This is a genomic window from Geobacter grbiciae, from assembly GCF_018531165.1.
GTDB classification, from domain to species: Bacteria; Desulfobacterota; Desulfuromonadia; order Geobacterales; family Geobacteraceae; genus Geobacter; species Geobacter metallireducens.
In genome coordinates this window covers 31253-53052 of record NZ_JAHDIW010000018.1, presented here as the reverse complement: position 1 = coordinate 53052, position 21800 = coordinate 31253, and the positions used below count along the sequence as shown (strand labels likewise).

The following is a 21800-nucleotide window of genomic DNA, read 5'->3' as shown; positions in this document are numbered from 1 at the left end:
GCAACCGGAAGCAGACATCCCCGCGGGCGAAGTGGCGGGGATGGATAGCGTTCTAATTAACAAAGTGTACTGTTGGTTTTGGGTTTGTCAAAAGGGGTGATGCCGCGAAAAAAGGTAATGTTATTGCTCTCTAACCTTTTGAATTTATTCTTGACGCCTGATATTTCGATAAGCGATTGTAGGGGTGCCTGATTTTGAAACAACCAGCTTTTAATCACAGATAGACGACAATACTAAACCATCCGCGAGGATGGGACGGAAAGCCTACAGGGTCTCCCCGAGACAGCCGGGTCGCCGAAATATCGCATCGATATTCCGCCCCGGCTTTTTTTGTGCCGGACCGGACGAAAAAGCGGCTCCGGGAGCCGTGAAACAAGGGGAGGTTGGATGATGAAGAGACGATGGGAACGCTTCGTTTGGTCACTGCTGATGGTTGTGCTCTTTTCAGGGTACGGCAATGCCGGGGTGACGATGGCTCCGGCCGCTGGTCCCCCCACTTACAAGGAGGGGGAGCTGATCGTGAAGTACCGGGAGGGTGCTTCCGAGGAAGGGAAGGCGGAGGGGCACCGCAGGCACGGCTCGGAGAAGAAGAAGGGATTCCGTGACCTGAACATGGAGCAGGTGAAGATCAGGCCGGGCCAAAGCGTGGATAACGCCGTAAAAGAATTTGAAGCGGACGACGACGTCGAGTATGCCGAACCGAATTACGTGCTGAAGGCCGTGAAAGTCCCCACCGACCCGAAGTTTTACAGTACCTGGGGGATGACGAAGATCAACGCCCCGGCGGCCTGGGACAATACCACGGGGAGCGCCGGCGTTGTGGTGGCGGTGATCGACAGCGGCGTCGACTACACCCATCCGGACCTAAAGGCCAACATGTGGACCAACCAGGCGGAACTGAACGGCAAACCGGGAATCGATGACGACGGGGATGGCGTGGTGGACGATATCTACGGGTACAACGGCGTAAACAACAACGGCAACCCCATGGACAACAACGGTCACGGCACCCACGTGGCCGGCACTATCGGGGCTGTGGGCAATAACGGCATCGGCGTGGCCGGGGTCAACTGGACAGTCAGGATCATGGCCTGCAAGTTCCTGGATGCAAACGGCTCCGGCTACACCTCCGATGCCATCGAGTGCCTCCAGTACGTCAAGAAGATGAAATCCCGCGGGGTGAACATCGTCGCCACCAACAACAGCTGGGGGGGCGGCAGCTATTCCAAGGCTCTCTACGACGCCATCAACAGCCAGCGTGACATCCTCTTCATCACTGCCGCCGGCAACGCCGCCTCCAACAACGACACGACCCCGACCTATCCCGCCGATTACAATCTGCCGAACATCATCGCCGTTGCCGCCACCACGTCGATGGACGGCTTAGCCTCGTTCTCCAATTACGGCCGCCGGACCGTCATGGTGGGAGCGCCCGGCTATTCCATTCTGAGCACCTATCCCAATAACCAGTATGCCTACCTCTCCGGCACTTCTATGGCGACCCCCCATGTCACCGGCCTGGCAGCGCTCATCAAGGCCAAGTATCCGACCATGGACTGGCGGGGGATCAGAAACCTCATCCTTTCCGGCGGCGACCTCCAGTCATCACTGTCCGGCAAAAGTGTCACCGGCAGGCGGATAAATGCCTTCGGCTCCCTCACCTGTGTTGACAGCCGCGCCTTCTCCGCCCTGACATATCCAGCCACCCTCCAGCCTGGTGTGGCAACGACGCTTTCCGCCCTGAGCATCAACTGCTCAAAGCCTGCCGGACCTGTCACGGTCTCCCTCAGCAACGGTGGGGTCTTGACCATGCGCGATGACGGTGTCTACCCCGATCTGGCAGCAGGGGTTGGGATATTCACCGGCTCGTGGACCCCCACCGGTACCGCCGAAACCCTCAACTTTTCATCGCCCGTCGGTGCCGAGACAGTAACCGTCGGCAAGTAACCGGCATGAAGGTGGCGCCGCCCAACGGCGCCACCTTCCCAATGCAATCCGTTTGCTCCGACGCTACCCTAGCGTACCCCCTCCCAGGTGATGTAGCTGATCTTCATGACGCCGGGGCTGGGGCCGACCGGTTCCCTGATTTTGAAGACGGACAGGTTGCCGCGGTTGGTACGGGCGCAGACGTTGGCGTTCTCCGGTATCCTCTGAATGGGGATGCGCCGCTGTGTCATCTTGACTTTCGAGCAGTTTTCATAGGTGGGTTTTTCCCGGGTGATGCCGATGGCGGCCCCATTGCGCGGCGTCAGGTAACGCTCTGTCTCCGTTTCAGCCTCGAACCAGATGTCCGCGTCACCGTTCTGGGCAATGCTCCCTGCATCCAGGTCAAACAGATAGGTCTGGCGAATTTCGCCCCTTCCCTGGGTGATCACGTTCCCCGTTGCAGGCGGCTTTTCTTCTCCCCCTCCTGCCGCAGGCTGCGCGGCAACCACCAGATCCACCCGTGTCCCGCGCTTTGCCGTGGTTCCACCCCTGATCTTCTGATCGAGGATTGTTCCGGGACGCGCCCGGGTCGTCGGTCGCCGGGTCTCGGCCCCCGGCTGCAGTCCCGCATCCACCAGCATCTTCAGGGCGCGTTCCCGGGGCTGCCTCACCACGTTGGGCACCGCCACCAGTTCCGGTTCCGGGGGCTTCACGGCTACCACCACCCTGACTTTTCTCCCCTGTGCCAGCTTCGAGCCGGCCTTGGGGGCCTGGCCGATGATCGTGCCCGGCTCTGACGTGTCGGTTTTCCGCTTTTCCACCGTTCCCACCCTCAAGCCGGCTGTTGCAAGGGCAGCCTTGGCGTCACCGAGGGTTTTCCCGGCCAGTTTCGGCACGGTGACGAGCTCCGGCGGAGGGGGTTCCTGCTGTCCGCCGGGCGGCGGTTCCTTCGGCCGCTCAGGGGGGACCGCCACGACGAGATTCACCATCGCTCCGGCGGTGACGCTCGTCTCCTCCGGCGGCTCCTGCTGAGTCACTGTCCCCGGCGGGGCTTCGGGCACAATCTGCCGCACCACCTGGGGGTGCAATCCCTTGACGCGGAGGGCCTCGACGGCCTGCTGCTCCTCCATGCCGGTAACCCGAGGCACAGTGATGGCTACCGGTTCAGTCTGCCCCTGGCCGGAAGGGGTGGTGGTGCCGGTCGTCGTGGTCGTAACGGGCGGCGATCCCTTGAACAGCTTGACGAAGCTGGTGCGCAACGATTCGACGCCGATGAAGAGTCCCGCCAGCGCCACCACGATTGCGGTGATGGAGCTGATGAGCCAGGCGAGCCGGTTCTTCCGTACCGCCGGCACGGCGCCGGTGCCGCCCGACGCAGCCGCTCCGGCCGTCCCCTCCAGAACCCGGCCCAGGGTATCCACCAGTTGCGCCAGGTCCGAGTCCCAGTGAGTGTCGTTGATCTCGATGGCGTTGCGGCGGGCCAGGAGCTTCAGGTCGTCGGGGAGATCCGCCTCCCCCGGCATGGCCGCGTCCTGAACCAGCACCGGAACCACCCGGATGTTCCGCCGCAGGGCCGTCCCAACTTCTAGCCGGATGAAATCATGGGGGTCGTCCAGCCGGCGCCGGCCCGCGGTGTCGGTGCAATTAAGCCACTGGCGGCCGATTATCACCAGCAGCACGGCACAGGAGCCCACGGCCCGATCAATGGCCTCCACAAAATCCACCCCTGGCTCGATGGCGGAGACATCCATGAAAACCCGGTCCCTGCCGAAACGTTCCCGCAGCCGGTCGTAAATCCTTCCGGCGTGGCCGGCGCTTTCCTCGCGGCGGTAGCTGATGAATATGCCTTCCATGATGGTTTCCTCCTGTCAGGCTTTGGTCCCTTCTGTCGCCGTGCAGAGAAGCCCCAGCAGTGTAAACAGCCCTTGATCGGCCGACGACGGAAGCCGCACGGTCTGCGCTCGGGCTTCTGCAGAGCGGTTGGGCGAGTCGGGGGGCATCGCTCTCCAGGCGTTACGTAACGTTTGCTCCATAAAACCGGCGTCGGTTGTTGCATCCGTTGCAATGACCACCCGCTCCAGGGGGGCGGTGCCGACCAATTCGTGCAGCTCGTAGGCGCAGCCGGCGTTTTGGGGAGAGAACCCCCGCAAGTCCATGAGCACCACGTCCGATGCCTTCACAAGCCGCCTGAGGGTCATCTGCCAGGTGTCGTCGTGGCAGAAGAAGTCGTTAACCCGGAAACGGCCGTCGAAGTCGGGGCGGGTGTCCAGTTCCTTGAGCCGTTGCTCCAGAGCCTCCGTCCCGTCGATGAACTGACGGTCGAGCCTGCCGCTCAGGAAGTCGAGGAATTCGTGGGGCTCCACCGTGGTCGCCGCCAGGTCCGGCCCCGAGATGAGCCGCACGTCGCCCAGGTAGCGCCAGTGTCTGGTTACTGCGTCGAAGAGCTCTTCGCTCCGTTTTCCCAGGGAGAAGACCCGCAGAACGAGCAGGCGGGCATCCCGGTTCGGAGCGTCGACGCCGCCACCCACGCGAAACCCCGCGAGAACCGTTGCCTTGTAGGCCCCGAATGCCGCCAGTCCCGAGAGAATCCAGGCCGCCCCCTCAAAGACGAGGCCGACGGAGTATGTGATTCCGAAGAGGAGCCAGAGAGCGTCCAGGATCAGGGATTGGTCGTTCATCCCCTTTGCCCGGTAGCGCCGGCGGATCCACTGCAGCGCAAACCATCCCGGAATGGCAAAAAAGAGAAAGCCGATCAGGCTGAGCCCCCAGAAAACTCCGGTTCCACCGAGTCCCAGGGCAAAGCCAGCCTCGGCCACGGACCGCAGCAGCGCCTGGTGGCGATCCAGCACCGAGAGGAGGAGGTTCGAGCCGGTGAGGGCCATGACCATGAAGGTCACCACGAGGGGACCCACGGCCCGCACCCTGCGGATGAGAAAGACGAGAAGAAGGAGGGTCGGGGGAAGATTGGTGCTGAGCCAGAGAACCGCCAGTTGCCCGATGGATGATTCGGGGCTCCGTGCCAGGGCCGCCGCGCCAAGGGCGACGAACACCGCCCCGTGGGCCACCGCCAGGAGGATTTTGGTTCGCCGCCGGGGAGCGGCCACCAGGGCAAGGGTCGGGACGATGGGCCAAGTGTAGACCCAGAAGAGGATCAGGTAGCGCAGGGGGAGGATTTCAGTGTTGCTGGATCTGAGGAAGCAGAAGGCCATGACCGCCGCGAAGACGACTGCTCCGGCACCGTGGATCATCCCGGCCCGCCAGGGTGCGGATCGGGCGCGGTGGAAGAGCGCACCGGCCTCCCCAGTGCGCGTCGGGGAGGTTGCATCGAGCACCGTCAGCTTGAATTCGCCGGCCGGAAGGGGCGTCGGTTCTGAACGTCCGGCACGGGATGTTTCTCCTCCTTCGACCGGTTTCTTCCCCCTTCGGTTCATCCCCCTGAGCAGAGCCCGGCGATAGAGACGGAGCAAGAGGTACGAGAGGGGGAGTGACAGGATGGCCCCGGTACTCAGGATGAACGGCAGTTGTCCGGTTAGGGCTACGGTGGTGGGGTCGGTGGCGGGCATGGCCTGCTCCTTGTCACTGCGTATCGCTAAAGGTTGGTTCATTAAGTATAAACCAGCCTCGCGCGGCATCAAGGAAACGGGTTGAAATTGCCGAGGCTGAATTGGAACGGGCCGCCAGTTTCCTGACGGCCCGCTTCAATTGCTCTGCTGCGTAATAAGTAAGCCCCTACCAGTCGTAGGTCATCTTGGGGCTGCTGTGGTCGCCACAGGCGCCGGCCGTAGAGTAGCAGTTCCCCTCGCTGTAGCTGAACGGTGAGGACGCTTTTTTGAAACCTTTGAGCACCTGTGCTTTTGTTCCGTTCGACTGGATGGTTCCGTAGGGGGCCGGATCTGATTCGTAGCCGATGAGCCGGCTTAAGCGGTATCCATGGGGAACCTCCACATGGCAGGAGACGCAGGGGATACCATTGAGGCGTAATCCGCCGATAGTGTAAGAGCTTCCGAGGTGGTCGCCATCACCATGGACGTTGTTTTTCCATGATCCCCCCGAATACATGGGATGGCAGTTGACACAGAAGAGATCGGTTGACCAGTTGTTGGTGTTGTTTCTGACATCACTGAGGGTCCAGAGCTTGCCGTTCCGGTTGTAGGGCCAGTAGGTGCGCGGTCCCTTGAGGAGATACCTGGTCGCTCCCGTGCTTCCGCTGGCCGGCGCTGCGTGGCAGTCCGAGCAGACCATTTTCTGGGTACCCACGTTGGTCCAGCCGAGAGACATCTGATTCGACACCAGCGCCTTGGGGGCATAGGAGCCGGTCTGGGAATTGAGGGAAACCTGGATGGGGTGGGCCGATCGGTTATAGGGATTCAGCTCCATGGCCTGGTCGGTGAGATTGATGACGGAGTGGCTCACAACGGGGCTGACCCCCGTCGGTGCCGCGCCAAAGGCATTGTAGGAGTGGCATTTGTAGCAGACCTGATACTGATACTTGGCGGGATTCACGAGGGAGAAGGTCATGACCTGGGTCCAGAGGGGGGCGGTTCCCGGGGCGACGCCGGACATGGTCGGCCAGTTGGCGATGTAGAGGCCGTGCTTGTCGTAGTGGACCGTGGTTGAATGGCAGCTGGTGCAATCCCTGAAAGGAGCAAACACATAGGTGTTGGTGACAGGGTCGAGCACCTGCTTGTGGCAGTTCAGGCAATCGAGGCCTTTTGTGATGATAAGGTTGTGGTGACGGTCGACGTTGTTGCCGCTCGCGTGGCAGACACGGCAGTCGGCCGTGGTGAGGGCCAGGGCGGCAGGGAGGCCGGTGGCGGTTTCGAGGGTGAGGAACGAAACTGCCGTCCCGGCCCCCAGGAGAAAAAGACAGAACCCTTGGTACATCCGTTTCGCTAGTCGGCGAGCTTCCATAGATGATCTCCTTCCATAGAGGTTTCAGAGCCGGTCCGCGCACTAATGCCGGTCAAGCTCACTATCCATCGCATTGCAGTCACAGAAGTCGAAGAGGCATGTGAGGGTGTGTTTGAACAGGGAAGGAGGGGCGGAGTTGGGGGATGCCTTCCTGGGTTCGATAAATATTTGGTGATTTTAACGTACTGCGATGGATGTGCAAGTAAAAATTCGGGCCTCCACCAAACAGTGAAAGAGGCTCGACACCCTGGTGCCCGGCAGCCTCGTTTCTGCCGGTTTATGGATCGCGTTTATTTCTGCTTGGATGTTTCTCCGGTCTTGACCGGCCTCCAGGTCTTGTCGGGATCGAACAACTCCATGGCCTCTGCCAGGCGTCGTGTATTTTGGCGGAGATTTTTCTCGTACACGGTTCCCGCCTGATTGACGATGAAGGTCATGACCCCCGAGTTGCCATATTCGGCGGGATAGGCAACGAGCGCAAAGCCGAGGATCATCCTGTCCTTGACCACATACTGGTATGCCCCGCCGGAGGCATGTTTCCCCTGCCCCTTGAGGATTTTGAAGTAGTAGCCATGGAAGGGGGAAAGGTTGCTTTCCTTGGCGTACCCTTCCTTCGCCGCCCGCGCCACCAGGGGGCCGAGGGGGCTCTCGGGTTCGCCTTCCTTCGCTTCCCAGTACAGGCCATCCCGTTTCCCTTCGGAACTGATGAGCTTCTGGGCGAATTCAACCTTTCCGCCGCCCCGGCAGTCTTTGCCCGCGTATTCCTGCTGTGCATCCACATAGGCGTCGAGCACGTCGATGACGTGCAGTTCGTTCCTGCCTATTCTCCGTTTCAGGATCTCCTTTTTCCCCGTCCCGATATTAAAGGCCCATTTTCCTCCCTTCTTTACGATCGGTATGGGCATGGGCCAGTTATCCGGGCCCACGTGCAGGATCATGGTCGTGGCGGACTTCCGCTCCAGGCTGTTCATCCGGTCATAGGCCGCAAGAAATTTTTCCCGATCTGTCTTGTCGGCAACTTCATCGCCGGACGATATCAGCTCCTTGCTGCCGGGGCCGAGGATGAGCGTCAAATCTTTCTCGTTACCCTCCCTCACGGCGGCAACCAGGCCTTTTACCGCGTCGTCGGGCGATGCGAATTTCTTCTGCCGTGTTTGCGCCGCAAAAGATGGTGTGGATATCACTGAAAAGATTATGGCAACGGCCACGACGCAGGCCCACATCACCCAACCCGTGCCGCCCTTGTGATTCGATGCGCTTACTTTCATGGTGCCTCCCTGTGTGCGTGCAACCCTGCTATAATCAAAACAGTCTGTATCAACGCCTTCCGCCACCCCGGGAGCTGCCGCCGGCAGGCTGTCGTATCTCGCCACCCCGGAAGCCGCCGCCGGCAGGCTGTCTGATTTCGCCGCCGCGGAAGCCACCGGAAGGCTGCCTGATCTCTCCCACAAAACCGCCTCTGGACCTTCCCGTCGGAGGCGTACCACTCCGGATGCTCATCTCGCCGCGATTGATCGCCCGGCGTTCGAAGGTTCCTTCGCCGACCCCCCTGAAGGGGGTATCCCGGCCTGCCGGCCGCTGTACCTGTTCCCTCGGTGCCTGTATTCCTGGCGTTACAACGGTGCTTCCCCGCCGCTCGACCGGAGCCTGCCGGACTGCGGGTCTTTGTCCCGCCTGCGGCACACCCGGCCTGATTCCGCGTTCAGCAGGCGCTTGTGTTCCTGTCAATCCCGGCCTCACTTGACCCCTGACCGGATAACCGCGTGTTTCCGGTCCGGCCGGCGACACGCGTGTCGGTCTTTGTCCAAAGCGTTCGCCCGTTCCTATGTCCCGGTAGGCAACCCCTCTCCTGTGGACGGGGTTATGGCGCCAGATAGGGCTGGTAATATCCCTCCTGGCGTTGAAATGGTGAAACCGTCTCGCCCGGTCGAAGTCTACGTGGATACGATGGGAACGCCAGTCGCACCAGGCCCAGGAAAAAATGTTGAAGCTGAAATAGAAGGGAGGGCCGAAGGCGACGTAGCTCAGACCGAAGGGGTAACTGGTCGGGTAATACCAGTAGTAGGGGGGGTAGTCGGGATACCACCACGGGCCATAGACATATGACGGATCATAGACCGGCACATAGATGACTTCCGGGTCAACCGGCTCGATCTGGATCTCTCCCTGATCCTCGAAAACCTTCTGCTGGCTGGTTGTCTTGAGATTCCCCTGTCGCTCGGCCTTCTGGCGCAATTCCTGGATGGTGGCCATGACATCACCCTCCTGGCTCAGGAAGGCGTCCCCCAGTTTTCTCGTCTGGTCGAGCTTGTCGCTCAATGCGAAGAGAACGTCCGGAAAATGGCAGAGGGATTTTACGCTGGGATCCCACGTCTTGTTCTGGAGGGCATTGTCCAGTTCGGTCCCTTTCAGCCCCATGTTGTCCCGCCGCCATCGCTCCGCCTCCACTAATTCAAGCGGATACGTGGATGCCATCAGCACCTGGGCGATCAATGAATCGGGATACAGGGCTATCGGCGCAAGCATCTGAGTCAGCTCCTGCTTGCTGAACTTGGCCGCCTGATCGGCTTCCCCTTCATCCTGCGCCATTGTGCCCACCGGCATCGCGAGCATGACGATGACGATACATGCCGCCTTCAGGATAGTCATGATTGTCGCTTTCATAAGCTCTCCTCGGTTACGTTTCCCGTCCATCCAGCACACACCTTCACGGCGGGCCGGCGTTACCGCGTTCCGTCACTACCGCCTCATACCCCTTGCGGACCCACATGGCGTTACTCCCGATGTTCAGCTTCTCCAGACCCGGCGGCGGATCCACTCCCGGGTCGAGGGGGTGGAGCTGCAGTGCCTCTTCCCCTTTTTCCGTCAGGGCCGTTTCCAGTTCCCACCCGACCCATCGGGACTCGCTGGCGCTCTTGGACCAGAAGAGGAGGAAAAGGTCCCGCTCCCTGATCTCGCTGTCGAGGCGCGGCTTGAACTCTTCCCCGGGGTTCAGGTCGAGGCAGTCCTGGAAGACATCGATCCCCGCCGCGATCTTGATGGCGTCCACCCGGTCCAGGACTCGGAGCCGGTCCTTTGAGGAGTAGGAGGCGAAGGCGGTTTTTGCCGGCTCGCCGCTGGCGGTGGCGACTCTCTTTCTCTTCGGCGCGGCGGTTATCTCCAGGTCGAGCCGCAGGCGCGCCACGATGATCCCCTCGATGGCCACGTCGAACTTGAGGGGGATGGTCCCTTCCTCGGCGCCCTTGGGCACGGTCACGTCGAACTCCAGGAGGGACCGCCCCCCCTGCCAGGTGAATTCCTGCTCGGGAGGATCGACGGTGAGCCCCCGGCCCGAAAGCTTCACGGTGACGCGGGTATCCCGCTTCCAGCGGCACTCCTGGATGCCGAGCACCGGCTCGGCGGAGGGGGCCAGCTTGGTGAGGAGGTCCCGGACCTCCTGCTCCAGGGCCTTCTCGTAGGCCACGAACCGGGCGGTGAACTCCCCTCCCGGCTTCGCCTGCCGGGGGGCCGAGGCCCCCAACTGGACTGGCTGCAACTCTTCGGCAGCACTCGGCACGGTGCCGGACATTTTGGGCGCCGGTGCCGGTGGCGGCCACCCCCCGACGGTTGGGGGGGGCTCGGCTCCGACAGGTGGGGGCTCCCCTCGCGACGGTTCTGCCGGGGAGGGGGCTGAGCTCTTCAGACGGATGGGAAATCCGGTTCCTACAGAGAGAGTAGTCCGGGATTCGACAGGGCGTTTCTCTTCACCGCTCCCCGCCGTTTCGGCCCCCTGCCGGATCTCCTGCAGGGCTGTCATGAGGCCCTGCATTCGGGAAGTTTCCGGAGCCGATGAGAGTACGTTCTTCAGGAACTCCAACTGGTCCAGCACCGACTGGAACTCCCGCAGTGACCCCAGGTTCTTGGCGCAGGCGTACTCCGCGATGATCTCCCCGGTGTAATCGGCCAGGTCCCCGGCGGCCAGGTGCCTGAGGAGGAGGCAGTCCACCGGCGTGGCCGTGTTCCAGAAATCGGGGCTGGCATTGTGCTCTCCCTCCGCCAGTTCCACAGCCTTGTCCACGGCGGATTCGAAATCGGGGGGGAGTTGTTCCTCTCCGTCCAGCAGGTGGGCCAGGGTCTGGGCCGTCAGGTGATTGACAAGGGGATAGTAGGATGGTTTACCCCGTTCGAGGCCGAGGGCGTACGCCCGGTAGTAGTGATCCGCCATGGCATGGAGGGCCGCCTGCTTTTCCGGGACCTCCGTGGCGATCATCATCCGCCGCTTGGCAACGCTCCCCAGAAGCGACAGCCGTTCCACGGTTTCGCCCAGGGCGCTGTTCAGCCCCGTCAGCCTCTCTTCCGCCTCGGTTACGAGGTGAAGCGCCTTGGCCGGGTCGGCGGCGGCCAGTTCCTGGGCCCACCGCGACTGGAGGTTCCAGAGTTGCTCCGCGGTCCTGATGGTGGCAAGCCCCTGGTCGTCGTCGGTGGCCCTCCGGTAATGCTCCACCGCCTCCGCAAACTGCTTCAGCTCGCCGTAGGCCCGTCCCAGCGCCTCCTGGAGGGTACCGCAGGCGAGCCATGCCGGCGGAACGCTCTGCTCGATGCCCCGGATGGCCTTCAGGTGCCCGTCAACGGCAGGCCCCCGGGAGGTCTTTGCCGCCGCGGCGATGTTCTCAAGGTCGACGATCGCCTCGGAGATTGCGGTGTAGGAGATTCCGCGGCTGCGGGGAACAGTGGCCCCGTCCCCCTTGCCGAGGGTGAAGTCGGGGTCGCCGTAGCACTGGTAGGCGCCCCACGTGTTGGCTTCGGGATGGGCGGCGTAGGTGGCGATGCGGGCCGCAAGCACTGCCTGGCCGAAGCTGCTGCCGGTCAGCATCCCCCGGTAGAACGTGGCGGCAAAGAGGGACGCCGCATCGTCCTGCACGGCCCATCCGGCGGCCACCACTCCCCGTACCCCCATCCGGATCAGTTCGGTGGCCACGTTGGCGGCCAGGTTCGGCAGGTTGCGGGGCGGTTGCCTATCGTCGATCTTCCCCAGGTGGCAGCAGTTGACGAATACCAGCTGCGGTACCGTGCGCATCTGCCGGATCTGGGCCGCCGTCAGGAACTGGTTCTCGCCGATGACCATGCCGGTGACGGGATTCCCCTCGGTCTGCTGGTGGCAGGAGCCGCACGGCACCGGCGGGCGGTAGTCCAGCACGCCGTGCCCGGCCAGGTGGACGATCCGGTAATCCCGGGCAAAGAGCTCGGTCATGATGGCCGGCCCCGTGGCATCGGGGCCGATGAGGGGGGTTATGGAGTAGCCGTAGTTCTTGAGGGATTTCACCACCTCCCGGGCCTCCTGCTCGGCGGCGGGGAGGTTGGTGAAGGGAGTGGTGGGGTTGCCGATGACCAGGGCCGTGGCCTCCCGTGCCATCACCACCTGTTCGCGGAACCGTTCCACCAGGAGCTGCCGCACCATCCCGGCCTGGACGGCCAGGGGCTTTTCGGCCCGGGCGGTGCTGTCACCCCGCCTGCGCTCCTGCATCATCTCCCACGGATAGCGGGCCGCCGTGTCGTTCAGCACCAGCACCATGTCCCGGCGGTCAAGGGTGTACTCCTTCAGCTCGTTGGGGACCAGCATCTCGAAGAGGGTCACGGCAACCCCTTCTTCACTGGCGGTGGTTTCCGACATCTCTTCTATGAACCGGTCGGCCAGGCTCCGCTGGGACTGCTGCAGGTAGACCTCGGCCCGGGCCCGGTCGGTGAGGAGGTTGAAAGAGAGGCGCTCCTCCTCGTCCTCGGTGATCTGGAGCCGCTGCCACCAGGGGTCCTCCTCGAAGAAGCTGGCCCGGCGCATCCCTCCTTCCAGGGGGATGACAAGGGGGGTGGCGTCGATGTCAAAGGCCCGGGAGATGTCCGGGTCGCTGCGCAACCGCGCAAGGGTTCTGGCCGCCTGTATGGCCCGGTCCTCGTACAGTTCCACGAATTCCACCTCTTCGATGGGGGCGCAGTCGGTGCGCCCCGAATCGGCGATGGCGTGGTTGGCGTCGATGATCCCTCGCAGGATGGCGGTCACCGCATCCTGCACCGAGACGCCGCCGGCGCCGGTTCCAACGAGGAGTGCGCTGATGCCGGCGGGACCGGGCGTGCCGCTCCTGACCGGCAGGCATTCGGCCCGCGCGACGGAATAGGCCCGCGCTCCGCGGGAGACGGCCCGCAAGAGTTGTCCCGGGGAGAGCTCACCCACGCTGCCGAGGCCGATGACGATGGCTCCGGCCGGCTTGCCGTCATTTCGTTGCGACTCCTCCCACGAGAGGTTCAGGAACACCTCGGCAGTGCCGTCGGCCCCGGGGTATACCCCGAGCTTGTGCCGTGCGCTCAGCCGGCCGTCGAGGGTCCTGTCCAGGTAGGCCTCGGCGCTGATGATGGTGTCTCCCTTGTAGTGCCCCACGAGGACCGGATGGCCCGCAAAGGCCAGGTTCCCGTGGCGGACGCTGATCCGGATCTTGCGCTCGGTGCGGCGGGGCCGCTTTGTGCGCCCGGCCCCTACCGCGGTCCGGGCCAGGTCGGTGAAGTCGGGGTAGAGGGGCTCCTTCTCCGCCGGAAGCTCGAAACGCTCCGGCACGCCGCGGGTTTCGGGCGGGGCCGTCGGCAGTAGGTCGGTGGTGCCGCGCCGCAACAGGTCGGTGATGGCGTCGAACCCTTCCTCGGCGCTGGGGAGGTCGCCGTGGGAGGCCTGCAGGTACCAGGCCTTGACGCCGTCCGGAATGCCGCCCTCCCACGGCACCCTGCCGTCGCCCCGGGGGGTGGCGTGGAAGACCAACCGCTTCTTCTCCCCCGCATCCTCGATGGTCAGATCCACCGGCGTGGCCGGCGCGCAGCCGGCGATGTAGAGCATTCGCTGCGGGTCGATGGGGGAGGCGGCCAACTTCTGCCGGTTGGCGTTGGCCGCTGCCAGCGCGGCGGCGGTCGGGGGCTGCCAGGTGTCGTTTTCCGGGTCGGCGTCCGCCAGGTTCTGCCACGCCGCGGCGCTGAAAAGGTCAAAGCTGGACAAGGCGGGGAGCATCTCCAGGAGGCCGGGGAACTGGGCCACGATGCCGATCAGCTCCCGCTTCTTGCGAGTCACGTCCAGAAGGGCCAGCTTGCGGATGAGGCTGTCACGCCCGGTCAGTACCTGGGTCACTGCATGGGAGCCGCCGTTGGGGGTGCCGAGCATGATGAGGCGCGCATCGGCACGTTCCTTCATCCGCTCCCATACCTCTGGCCGGGCCGCGATCATGGCCCGGGCCACGAGCCCACCCATGGAGTGGGCCACGATGCTCACCGGCTGTCTGCTTTTCTCGGTGGCGTCCAGGGCCTTGGTGATGGCGTCGGCGAGGCGGTTCGCCTCATCGAAAATCGAAAGCCGCCAATCGAAGGGGAAGGGCTCCACCCGGTGAGTTATCGCCAGGTGCTTCACCAGGTCGCCGTAGAAGAGCCAGATGGGAGCGTCCGGTTTCACCAGGTTCGGCGTGCCGTAGCTCAGGAGCTGCAACTTCCCCCGGGCGATGTCGAGGGGATCGAGCCAGATCCGGTTCTCGTCGATGGCCAGGTGGCTTCCCATGATTCCCGGCAGCACGAAGACCACCGGGGCGCCGTCGGCCACGTCCCGCTTCTCGTAGGGGGGGGTGCCGCTGTCAGTGGCCCGCACCGAGAAAGGCTCGAACCCGTCCGCCTCCGAGCCGCTCCGGGAGAGGGTCCGGGCGAGCCCGTCGGCGCTGTCGGCGTTCTCGAAGTAGCTGAAGTGGTTCACATCGGGCCCGCGCCGGAAGATGAATCCGGACCCGCCGGACCGCTCACAGCCGCCGAACATGGCCTCGGTGTTCACCACCAGATCGTTGTCGTCCTGGTAGAGGGGGTCTGTCAGAAGGGTGCCGATGGCGCTCAGGACGTTGTCCCCCTCGATATCCCCGGCGATCACCCGTAGTTCCCCGGCAACGGGGGACTTGGGCCGGTTCAGGAGCGCCACCAGGGGTGAGGAGGGGATCATCGCCTCGATCCCCGGCAGCACCGTGGGGTCGGTCCGCTCCTTGGCCACGGCCATGATCAGCTCGCTGAAGATGCTGGTGAAGATCCCGCCGGGAAGCTGGGCAATAAAACCGTACCCCTCCAGGAGGTTGAAGAGGACCGACAGGTAGATGTCGAGCCGCTCCGACGCAAGGGTGGTCCCCCGGGCGGGGCAGGCCACCCGCACGAATCGCTCGATCTTGAACTGCTTCTCCTTGAGGAGGGTGTTGAGGCGCTCCAGGTCTCCCCGCGCCTTGTCGGGGTTGCGTTCGGCGAAGAACGCCAGGTCCGCATCGTCGAAGGGGTCGCGCCCCCCCTCCATGCCGGACCGGCAGAGGAGTTCCCCAACCATCCCCCCCCGTGAGTGGGAGACCAGGTGGAGCCGCGCCCCGGCCGGCAACCGCTCGGCCGCGGCAATGGCGTTGTCGATGGGGTTTTTGGAGAGGGTCTCGTGCTCCAGGCCGAAGACCCGCCCCTCGTAGGGGGTGAGGAGCTGCTGCCGCTGGGGGCGGCGCTTGTCGGTCCAGAGCTTCCCGAAGCTCCCCGTCGTGGACGAGGCGGTGCCGTGGAGAAAGAGGAGCGACGGGCGGTCCGCCGGGAGGTCGAGCACCGCTTCGGAAACCGGCGTGATCGCCAGCTCGTCTCCCGGCAGGAAGCGGTAGAGCCCGGGGCCCCGGTTCTCATCCTTGGTGCCGAGGAGGTGGTTCTCCAGCTTTTCCGCGATGAAGCGTGCTGCCTTCTCCGCCACGTCGATGTTGAAGAACTTCAGGGTCTTGATGACGATCTTGCCGATGAGCCCCCGCGAGGCGCCCCGCCGGTCGATGGTGGCCGGCAGCTCCACCACCCCGTCCGCCCCCCTGGTGCCGGCCAGGCCGAGCACCTCGGTCCGCAGCCGCTCTTGGGAGGTCCAGAACCGGGTCCCGTCCTCCAGTTCCACCTCCACGATGTCGTCGGAGCGGCTCTCAATCACCGGCGTCTCCGTCCCCCCGGACCGTGCCGCGCTGATCTGGAAGGTGCGCACCTCTTTGATGGTGATCTGGCCGGTGGTTCCGGGGGGGAGCGCTCCCGTGATTTCCGTGCCGGGGATGCGGAGTTTGATGGTGGATTTATCTTCGGCCATGGTATTTCCCTCCGTGGAGCTATTATTTGTTCAATTATTTCGAAGTGCTTTACGCGATCCAATTTCCCGAGCCATGTTCTCGGCAGGGACGACGACCGATTCGTCAAAGGAGGCAAGCAGGTCTTCAATGCCCCGATATCGATGTATGTCCAGCACCCACGGATATTTGCGGAGAGTTCCAAATGTTCCGTAGGGGGTATCTCCTTCGATTATTGGCAGAACAGGCACTTCTACATCGGGAACGATTGAGCGTAGTTCATCGGGAACGCAGTGAGGCTCCGTCAGGTCGGCAATAATGAATCTGGCCATCCGTGCAAGGAGTGTAACGGTTTCCACTTCATCGAGGGACTCTGGCCGATTGAAGTCAAAGAGTACAGGTACGTAGTTGCAGGCTCTAAGCTGATCTCGCACGGCATCGAGCACCGATTTTCGCTCTGGAGAGAAACGGCCGAGGATGAGTACAATTTTCGAGGTTATAGTGTCTACAGCTCGGCGTACCTTGGCGTTATTAAGAAGCAAATAGATAAACTGGGCCATCTCGATGTCGTCTACCGTAATCTGTGGGTGGTTCAACTTAGTGACTACCAGATCCTGTTGGTCGGCATCCTCCGCGAGTACCTCCCACGGTGAAATCCCGAAGATCAGGCATCCCCTGAGGGTGGCGCGTCTCAGATCGGTGCCAACCATTAGGGCGCCCGTCAGATTTGCATTGGTGAGGTTGGCCTCCGCAAGATCGGCCATTGTGAGGTTAGATAGACTCATGTTGACGTTGCGAAGGTCGGCGCCAGTCAGTTTCGCATTCATGAGCACAGCCCCCTGGAGATTCGTTCCTCGGAAGATAGCGTCGCGTAAATCGGCTTCCATGAGGTTCGCAAAAGCAAGTTTAGCTCCGCTGAGATCGGCGGCGATGAGTGTTGCGCTATTGAAATAGGAATTTGAGAGGTCTGCCCGGCAGAAGGATGCATGACGGAGGCTCGCCTCGCTAAACGTTGCGCCGAGGAGGCTGGCATCGGAAAATACAGCTTCGTTGCACTCTGCCTTGAACAGGTCTGCAGTGCCCAAGTTGATTCCTGATAGGTCAGCGCCTGTGAGGATCGCGTTCCGGAACCGGGCGCCAAAGGCTTCAGCATTTCGGAACGATGCTCCTGCCAGTCGTGCACCGGTGAAATCGGTCCCGATCATATCGGCGCGCTCAAGGTTCGCACCTTCGAGAATGCACCCTTGCATGCTGCAGCGAAGAGTTACTCCCCGAAGACTGCTGTTGCAGAAATTTGCTCCCTGGCAGTTTGCACCGAAAAGGTTGGCACCGTCCAAATCAGTGCCGGCAAGGATGGCGCCCCGCAGATTGGCCCCCATCATCTGGCAGTTGCGAAGATTTGCGTTCCCGATGTTTGACTCTGCCAGATTCGCATCGAACAGAACTGCTCCTTCAAGGGTAACACCTGTCAGGGCGGGGCGTATTGCTGGATTGGTCGTTCTCCAGTTGTTCCAGATTGATATGTCGCACTGTTCAACTGCCCTCAGCAGGACGCTGAGATGCTCAGTGTTGCCTGAAAATGCTGGAGTGGACGGATTCATGTTGTTTCCCTCGGGGGGAGGAACTGCGGGTTTCGAACTCGTTCGCTGCTAACAGTATAGGGCTGTCTGGCACCGCTTCAAGGAAACGAACTGAAATGAATGATTATTTTTAGGGAAGAGGCGGGTCTCTAGGGAAGTGTGTTGGGGGGAAGGGGCTGGAATTGTTTGAATAGTGAAGGGGAGGATTGCCGGGTGAGGATCCGGGTCAGATCTCACCCCGAAAACCCAGGAGGGAAGGGCACTCGATGGTAATCAGCCGGTCGTTGTTGGCTGAGTATTTGACGGTGCCGTTTTGTTCGTACACATAGTACGCCGATATCCATACTTTCTTTTTCCCCAGGTTGAACTCAATCGCCTGGGATCTGGAGTTGGCGGGTTTGGCCCCCACGCCTCCCGTTCTTTTCATCCCCGCAATGGTGACGACCAGCCCGATCCGGTAGCCGTAGCTGAGGCACAGCGCCGCATTCGCTTCCAGCCAGTGGCGGTCTCCGTTGGAGATATAGAAGCCCTTGTCGTCTCCCCGGCGATCGCCTTCCTCCAGTTCCACCGAATAGACATCGCTGACGGATTTATACACATGGGTGTGGTAGTCCCCGAGATATTCGAGGTTCGGCCAGAAGGCTCCCATGATGTCCGCCTTCAGTTTCATGGCATTGGTATTCGGCGTCACCGACCGTTTGTTTCTTTTGGCCGAGGTATCCACATTGGCAATCTCGATCTGGTAGAGGATCCGGTTGTCCTTCAGCGGCACCTGGTAGCCGAACAGGGCGCCGCACGTCTCCAGATGGGGTGTTTTTCGTTCATGTTCAACGGAATAGGCCTCGAGTCCGTTCAGGATGAGCGTTATGAGGGCATGCTCGGACAGGCGTACGACATAACCGGTTTTCATGGGGGACACCTCTCTCATCCCTTCTACCCCATCAAGTGAACGAGCACCGGCAGCAGCAAAGCGGTAAACAACCCGTTCAGCGCCATGGCCAGGGCCGAAAACGCACCGGCCACCCTGCTTCTTTGGATGGCATGGGCGGTGCCGATGCCGTGTGAGGCTACTCCCAGAGCCATGCCGCGGGCGTTGTCGTCATTGATCCTCAACCGGTTCAGAATGAAGTCGCCGCCAACGGCTCCGGTAATTCCGGTCAGAACGACCACCACGGCGGTTAACGACGGCAGGCCGCCGATCTGTTCGGAAATTCCCATGGCAATCGGTGTCGTAACCGATTTCGGAGCCACACTCAAAAGGATGATCGATTCTCCCCCCAGCGCCCAGACAATGCCGACTGCGCTGATGATGGCGGTTACAGAGCCCACTGCCAGGGTGATGACAATCGGGAGGAATGACTTTCGGATTACTTCGATCTCTCGATGGAGTGGTATTGCCAGCGCAACCGTTGCCGGTCCCAGCAGAAAGTGGATGAACTGGGCTCCCTTGAAATAGGTCTGATAATCGATTCCGCTCACCTTGAGCAGCACAACGAGCAGGATGATGGCGGTCAGCACCGGATTCAGCAAAGGAGGGCAGTCGAGCCTCCGAAAGACCCACGTGCCGATCTGGTACGCGATCAGGGTCAACGTCAGCCACAAGAGGGGAGAGGTCGACAGGTAAACCCAGACCTGCTGCATCTCAAGGCTCATTGTCGATGCTCCCCTTGTGTGCCGGTGAACCGGCGATTGAGCAATTGCATGACCAGGCCGGTTACCCCGATTGTCGCAAGGGTGCCGACGATGATGGCGCCGGAGAGCGGCGCCCATGACTTCATCAGAAGGTCGAGGTGGGTAATGACGCCTACCCCGGCAGGGACGAAAAGCAGGGCCAGGTAACGCAGCAGGAACCCGCCGACGGTTTCCACCTCGCTGGGCATCCGCCGAGGGAAAAAGACCAGGCCGCAGAAAAGGAGAATCATCCCGATTACCGGACCAGGCACGGGAATCCTGGTAAGCCGGGTGATGATCTCTCCGATCAACTGGCAGATGAGAATGAGGGTTAGAGAGCCGAGCATAAAACTCCTTTTTTCTTTAGCATGAAGTCTCCGAAATCATAGGCCCCGTCACGTTTGACAGCGGGGGCAGAAGACTGTGCTCCGGTTGCCGAGCCGGATCTCCTTCAGCGCCCCGCCGCAGCGGGTGCAGGCGTCAGTGCCCCGCCCGTAAACGTCGAAATTCAGCGGATGGTAGGCGACCATTTCTTCCTCCACCCGGTAGGTGCTCCCCTGGTCGATGGACTCCTGCAGCACCTCTCGGACGGTGCGGGCCAGCCGCTCGCATTCAGGGCGGCCGAGGGAGGAAGCGGGCCGGTCGGGACGGATGCCGGCCCGGAACAGGGCCTCGTTGGCGTAGATGTTGCCCACCCCGGCAACAATGGCCGCGTTCATGAGGAGCTGTTTCACCGCGACCCGGCGCGTCCGGGTCACCGCGAAGAGATAGGCGCCGTCAAAGGCCGCGGTCAGCGGTTCCGGGCCGATTGCGGCCAGGAGCGGATGCGTTGCGGGGTCATCCGTGGTCCAGGCCACGGTGCCGAACTTTCGCGGGTCGTGGAAACGGAGCACCGTACCGTCGGCAAAGGCGATGTCCAGGTGGTCGTGTTTGCCCGGGGGCGCCGTACCGGCAACCAGACGGAGAAAGCCGGTCATCCCCAGGTGGACGATGAGCCACCCCGTTTCACAGTCAAACAGCAGGTACTTGCCCCGTCGCCCCACGGAACGCACCGTCCGCCCCGGCAGGGAAGCGTGCAGCTCCAAGGGGATCGGGAAGCGGAGCTTCGGCGCCCGCACCACTACCCGCTCGATCCTTTTGCCGGTCAGTTCCCGCTCAAGCCTGCGGCGGGTCAGTTCTACCTCGGGGAGTTCAGGCACGTTTTTCTCCTGTTGCTCATGCCGAGCAAGCTTCGAAATAACCCTTCCATAATCTTCTCCGGATTACCATTAGCTGCTCGTTGGTCTGGAGCCTGGTGGCCGATTAAGAATGCTGATCACGTCCGTGGCGATGAAGGTCCGATCCCGTTTGCGTTCAGATTGCGGCGTGACGATCCCGATCTCGCGCATGACGCTCAATGCGGCATTTGCCGTCGGGAATGACGTGTTGAACGCCTCCTGAATCGAGCGAACCGTAACAACCGGGTGAGCGATAAGGTGTTCAGGCAGCCGGTGGGGCAGGGCGTCACTCCGGACGTTGCTGGCACGGACTCGCGCCTGCCACTGGTCGAGCAGGTCGGTCAGCTGTTCCGCCGTTTGTATTGTCTCCCGTGCGGCCACTTGTATCCCTTCGGCGAGAAACCGGACCCACGGTACCCATTCGCCGCGCAACTGCACCGAGCCTAGCGTGTCATAATATTCCTGCTGATTTTCCTTGAGGAAACCGGCCAGGTAAACCGGGGGGTAGCCTTCAGCGGACAGCATGAGCGGCAGGAGGAGCCTCCCTACGCGGCCGTTTCCGTCGATGAAGGGGTGGATCGTCTCGAACTGTGCGTGGACGATCGCCATGCGGATGACAATGGATATCTCTGTCTGGTCTTCGTCTGACGGAGCGTAGCGCAGCAACTCCTCCAGGTCTGCAATGCAATCTCCAACATATTCATGGGGGGGCGGGACGAATTTCGCATCGTAGATGTTTCTATGGCCGCCAATCCAGTTCTGCCTTTGCCGGAACTCGCCGGGCGTGTCCTTGTAGTCGGTCCCTTCCAACAGGTGACAGTGGAGCTTCTCGATAAGCGTGCGATCCAGAGCGGCGGACCCTCTGGCTGCCACCTGCTGCAGCCCGTAATGCAACGCCTTGACGTAGTTGAGGGTTACCACCACGTCCCGCGGAAGTCCGTCGTCGCTGCCGGTTGCCTCATACTCAAGGACTTGGTCGACGTCCGAGAACGTACCTTCGATTTGACTGCTCCGGACGGCTTCCCGGCGGTCGAGCGTTCTGGTGGCAAGGTTCGGGTTTGGAAGGCGGGATGTGGCAGCCTGTACTGCTCCTAGAGCCTCATGGGCCTTGACTACATCGGCGAAAACATCCTTCAGCCCGAGCGTGCGAGGGGCAGGAGGGGGAATGAGCGCGAAAGCCCCCGGATGCTCCTTCAGGGGGACAAGCAGCTTTTGCCGATCGGGGCTCAGATCCGTAGTTTTCATAAGCGAGATCCTTTAATAATGCTTGGTGCTATTAAAGGATAGCTGTCTTATCCTGAATAGGCAAGGGTGGTATCAATGGATTTGTTCAGTAGGTGGACAACAGAGCGATGCTGCCGGAAGAGGCCCATGCAAGAGTTTTTCCATTTGAC

Annotated in this window: 13 protein-coding genes and 1 riboswitch; of the genes, 1 reads left to right on the top strand and 12 read right to left on the bottom strand. The window is 62.0% G+C overall.

Annotation, left to right across the window (positions count from 1 at the left end; genetic code table 11):
• Positions 1 to 222 precede the first annotated feature (222 nt).
• Positions 223 to 299, top strand: a riboswitch (cyclic di-GMP riboswitch).
• Positions 300 to 390: 91 nt separating this feature from the next.
• Positions 391 to 1947 carry a S8 family peptidase gene (locus tag KJB29_RS16650; RefSeq protein ID WP_246561807.1) on the top strand — a complete coding sequence of 519 codons (1557 nt, stop codon included), beginning with the start codon at positions 391 to 393 and terminating at the stop codon, positions 1945 to 1947.
• Positions 1948 to 2015: 68 nt separating this feature from the next.
• On the opposite strand, the gene KJB29_RS16645 is transcribed toward KJB29_RS16650, so the two are convergent.
• From KJB29_RS16645 to KJB29_RS16590, 12 genes are all read right to left on the bottom strand, one after another.
• Positions 2016 to 3779, bottom strand: coding sequence for a PASTA domain-containing protein (locus KJB29_RS16645; protein WP_215735470.1), 1764 nt, complete (start codon positions 3777 to 3779; stop codon positions 2016 to 2018).
• Between the two features lie 15 nt (positions 3780 to 3794).
• A complete protein-coding gene (locus KJB29_RS16640) occupies positions 3795 to 5489 on the bottom strand; it encodes a hypothetical protein (RefSeq protein WP_215735469.1) in 1695 nt (564 codons plus the stop codon).
• Positions 5490 to 5655: 166 nt separating this feature from the next.
• Entirely contained in the window at positions 5656 to 6837 is a 1182-nt protein-coding gene (locus tag KJB29_RS16635) for a cytochrome C (protein WP_215735468.1), read from the bottom strand.
• Between the two features lie 290 nt (positions 6838 to 7127).
• Positions 7128 to 8105: a DUF2950 domain-containing protein gene (locus tag KJB29_RS16630; RefSeq protein WP_215735467.1), complete on the bottom strand. Its 978-nt coding sequence runs from the start codon at positions 8103 to 8105 to the stop codon at positions 7128 to 7130.
• A 49-nt stretch (positions 8106 to 8154) separates the two neighbouring features.
• A complete protein-coding gene (locus KJB29_RS16625) occupies positions 8155 to 9501 on the bottom strand; it encodes a DUF3300 domain-containing protein (protein ID WP_215735466.1) in 1347 nt (448 codons plus the stop codon).
• A 43-nt stretch (positions 9502 to 9544) separates the two neighbouring features.
• Positions 9545 to 15961 carry a DUF7379 domain-containing protein gene (locus KJB29_RS16620; RefSeq protein WP_215735465.1) on the bottom strand — a complete coding sequence of 2139 codons (6417 nt, stop codon included), beginning with the start codon at positions 15959 to 15961 and terminating at the stop codon, positions 9545 to 9547.
• Between the two features lie 30 nt (positions 15962 to 15991).
• On the bottom strand, positions 15992 to 17539 hold the full coding sequence (locus tag KJB29_RS16615) for a pentapeptide repeat-containing protein (RefSeq protein ID WP_215735464.1): 1548 nt from the start codon (positions 17537 to 17539) through the stop codon (positions 15992 to 15994).
• 205 nt (positions 17540 to 17744) lie between these two features.
• Positions 17745 to 18428, bottom strand: coding sequence for an MPN domain-containing protein (locus KJB29_RS16610; RefSeq protein WP_246561805.1), 684 nt, complete (start codon positions 18426 to 18428; stop codon positions 17745 to 17747).
• A gap of 23 nt (positions 18429 to 18451) precedes the next feature.
• Positions 18452 to 19171: an LrgB family protein gene (locus tag KJB29_RS16605; protein WP_215735462.1), complete on the bottom strand. Its 720-nt coding sequence runs from the start codon at positions 19169 to 19171 to the stop codon at positions 18452 to 18454.
• Complete coding sequence (locus KJB29_RS16600; RefSeq protein WP_215735461.1) at positions 19168 to 19536, bottom strand: CidA/LrgA family protein; 369 nt, start codon at positions 19534 to 19536, stop codon at positions 19168 to 19170. The genes KJB29_RS16605 and KJB29_RS16600 overlap by 4 nt, the downstream gene beginning before the upstream one ends.
• Before the next feature lie 48 nt (positions 19537 to 19584).
• Positions 19585 to 20388 carry a bifunctional DNA-formamidopyrimidine glycosylase/DNA-(apurinic or apyrimidinic site) lyase gene (gene mutM / locus KJB29_RS16595; RefSeq protein WP_215735460.1) on the bottom strand — a complete coding sequence of 268 codons (804 nt, stop codon included), beginning with the start codon at positions 20386 to 20388 and terminating at the stop codon, positions 19585 to 19587.
• A 69-nt stretch (positions 20389 to 20457) separates the two neighbouring features.
• A complete protein-coding gene (locus KJB29_RS16590; protein ID WP_215735459.1) occupies positions 20458 to 21651 on the bottom strand; it encodes a Fic family protein in 1194 nt (397 codons plus the stop codon).
• Positions 21652 to 21800: the final 149 nt, after the last annotated feature.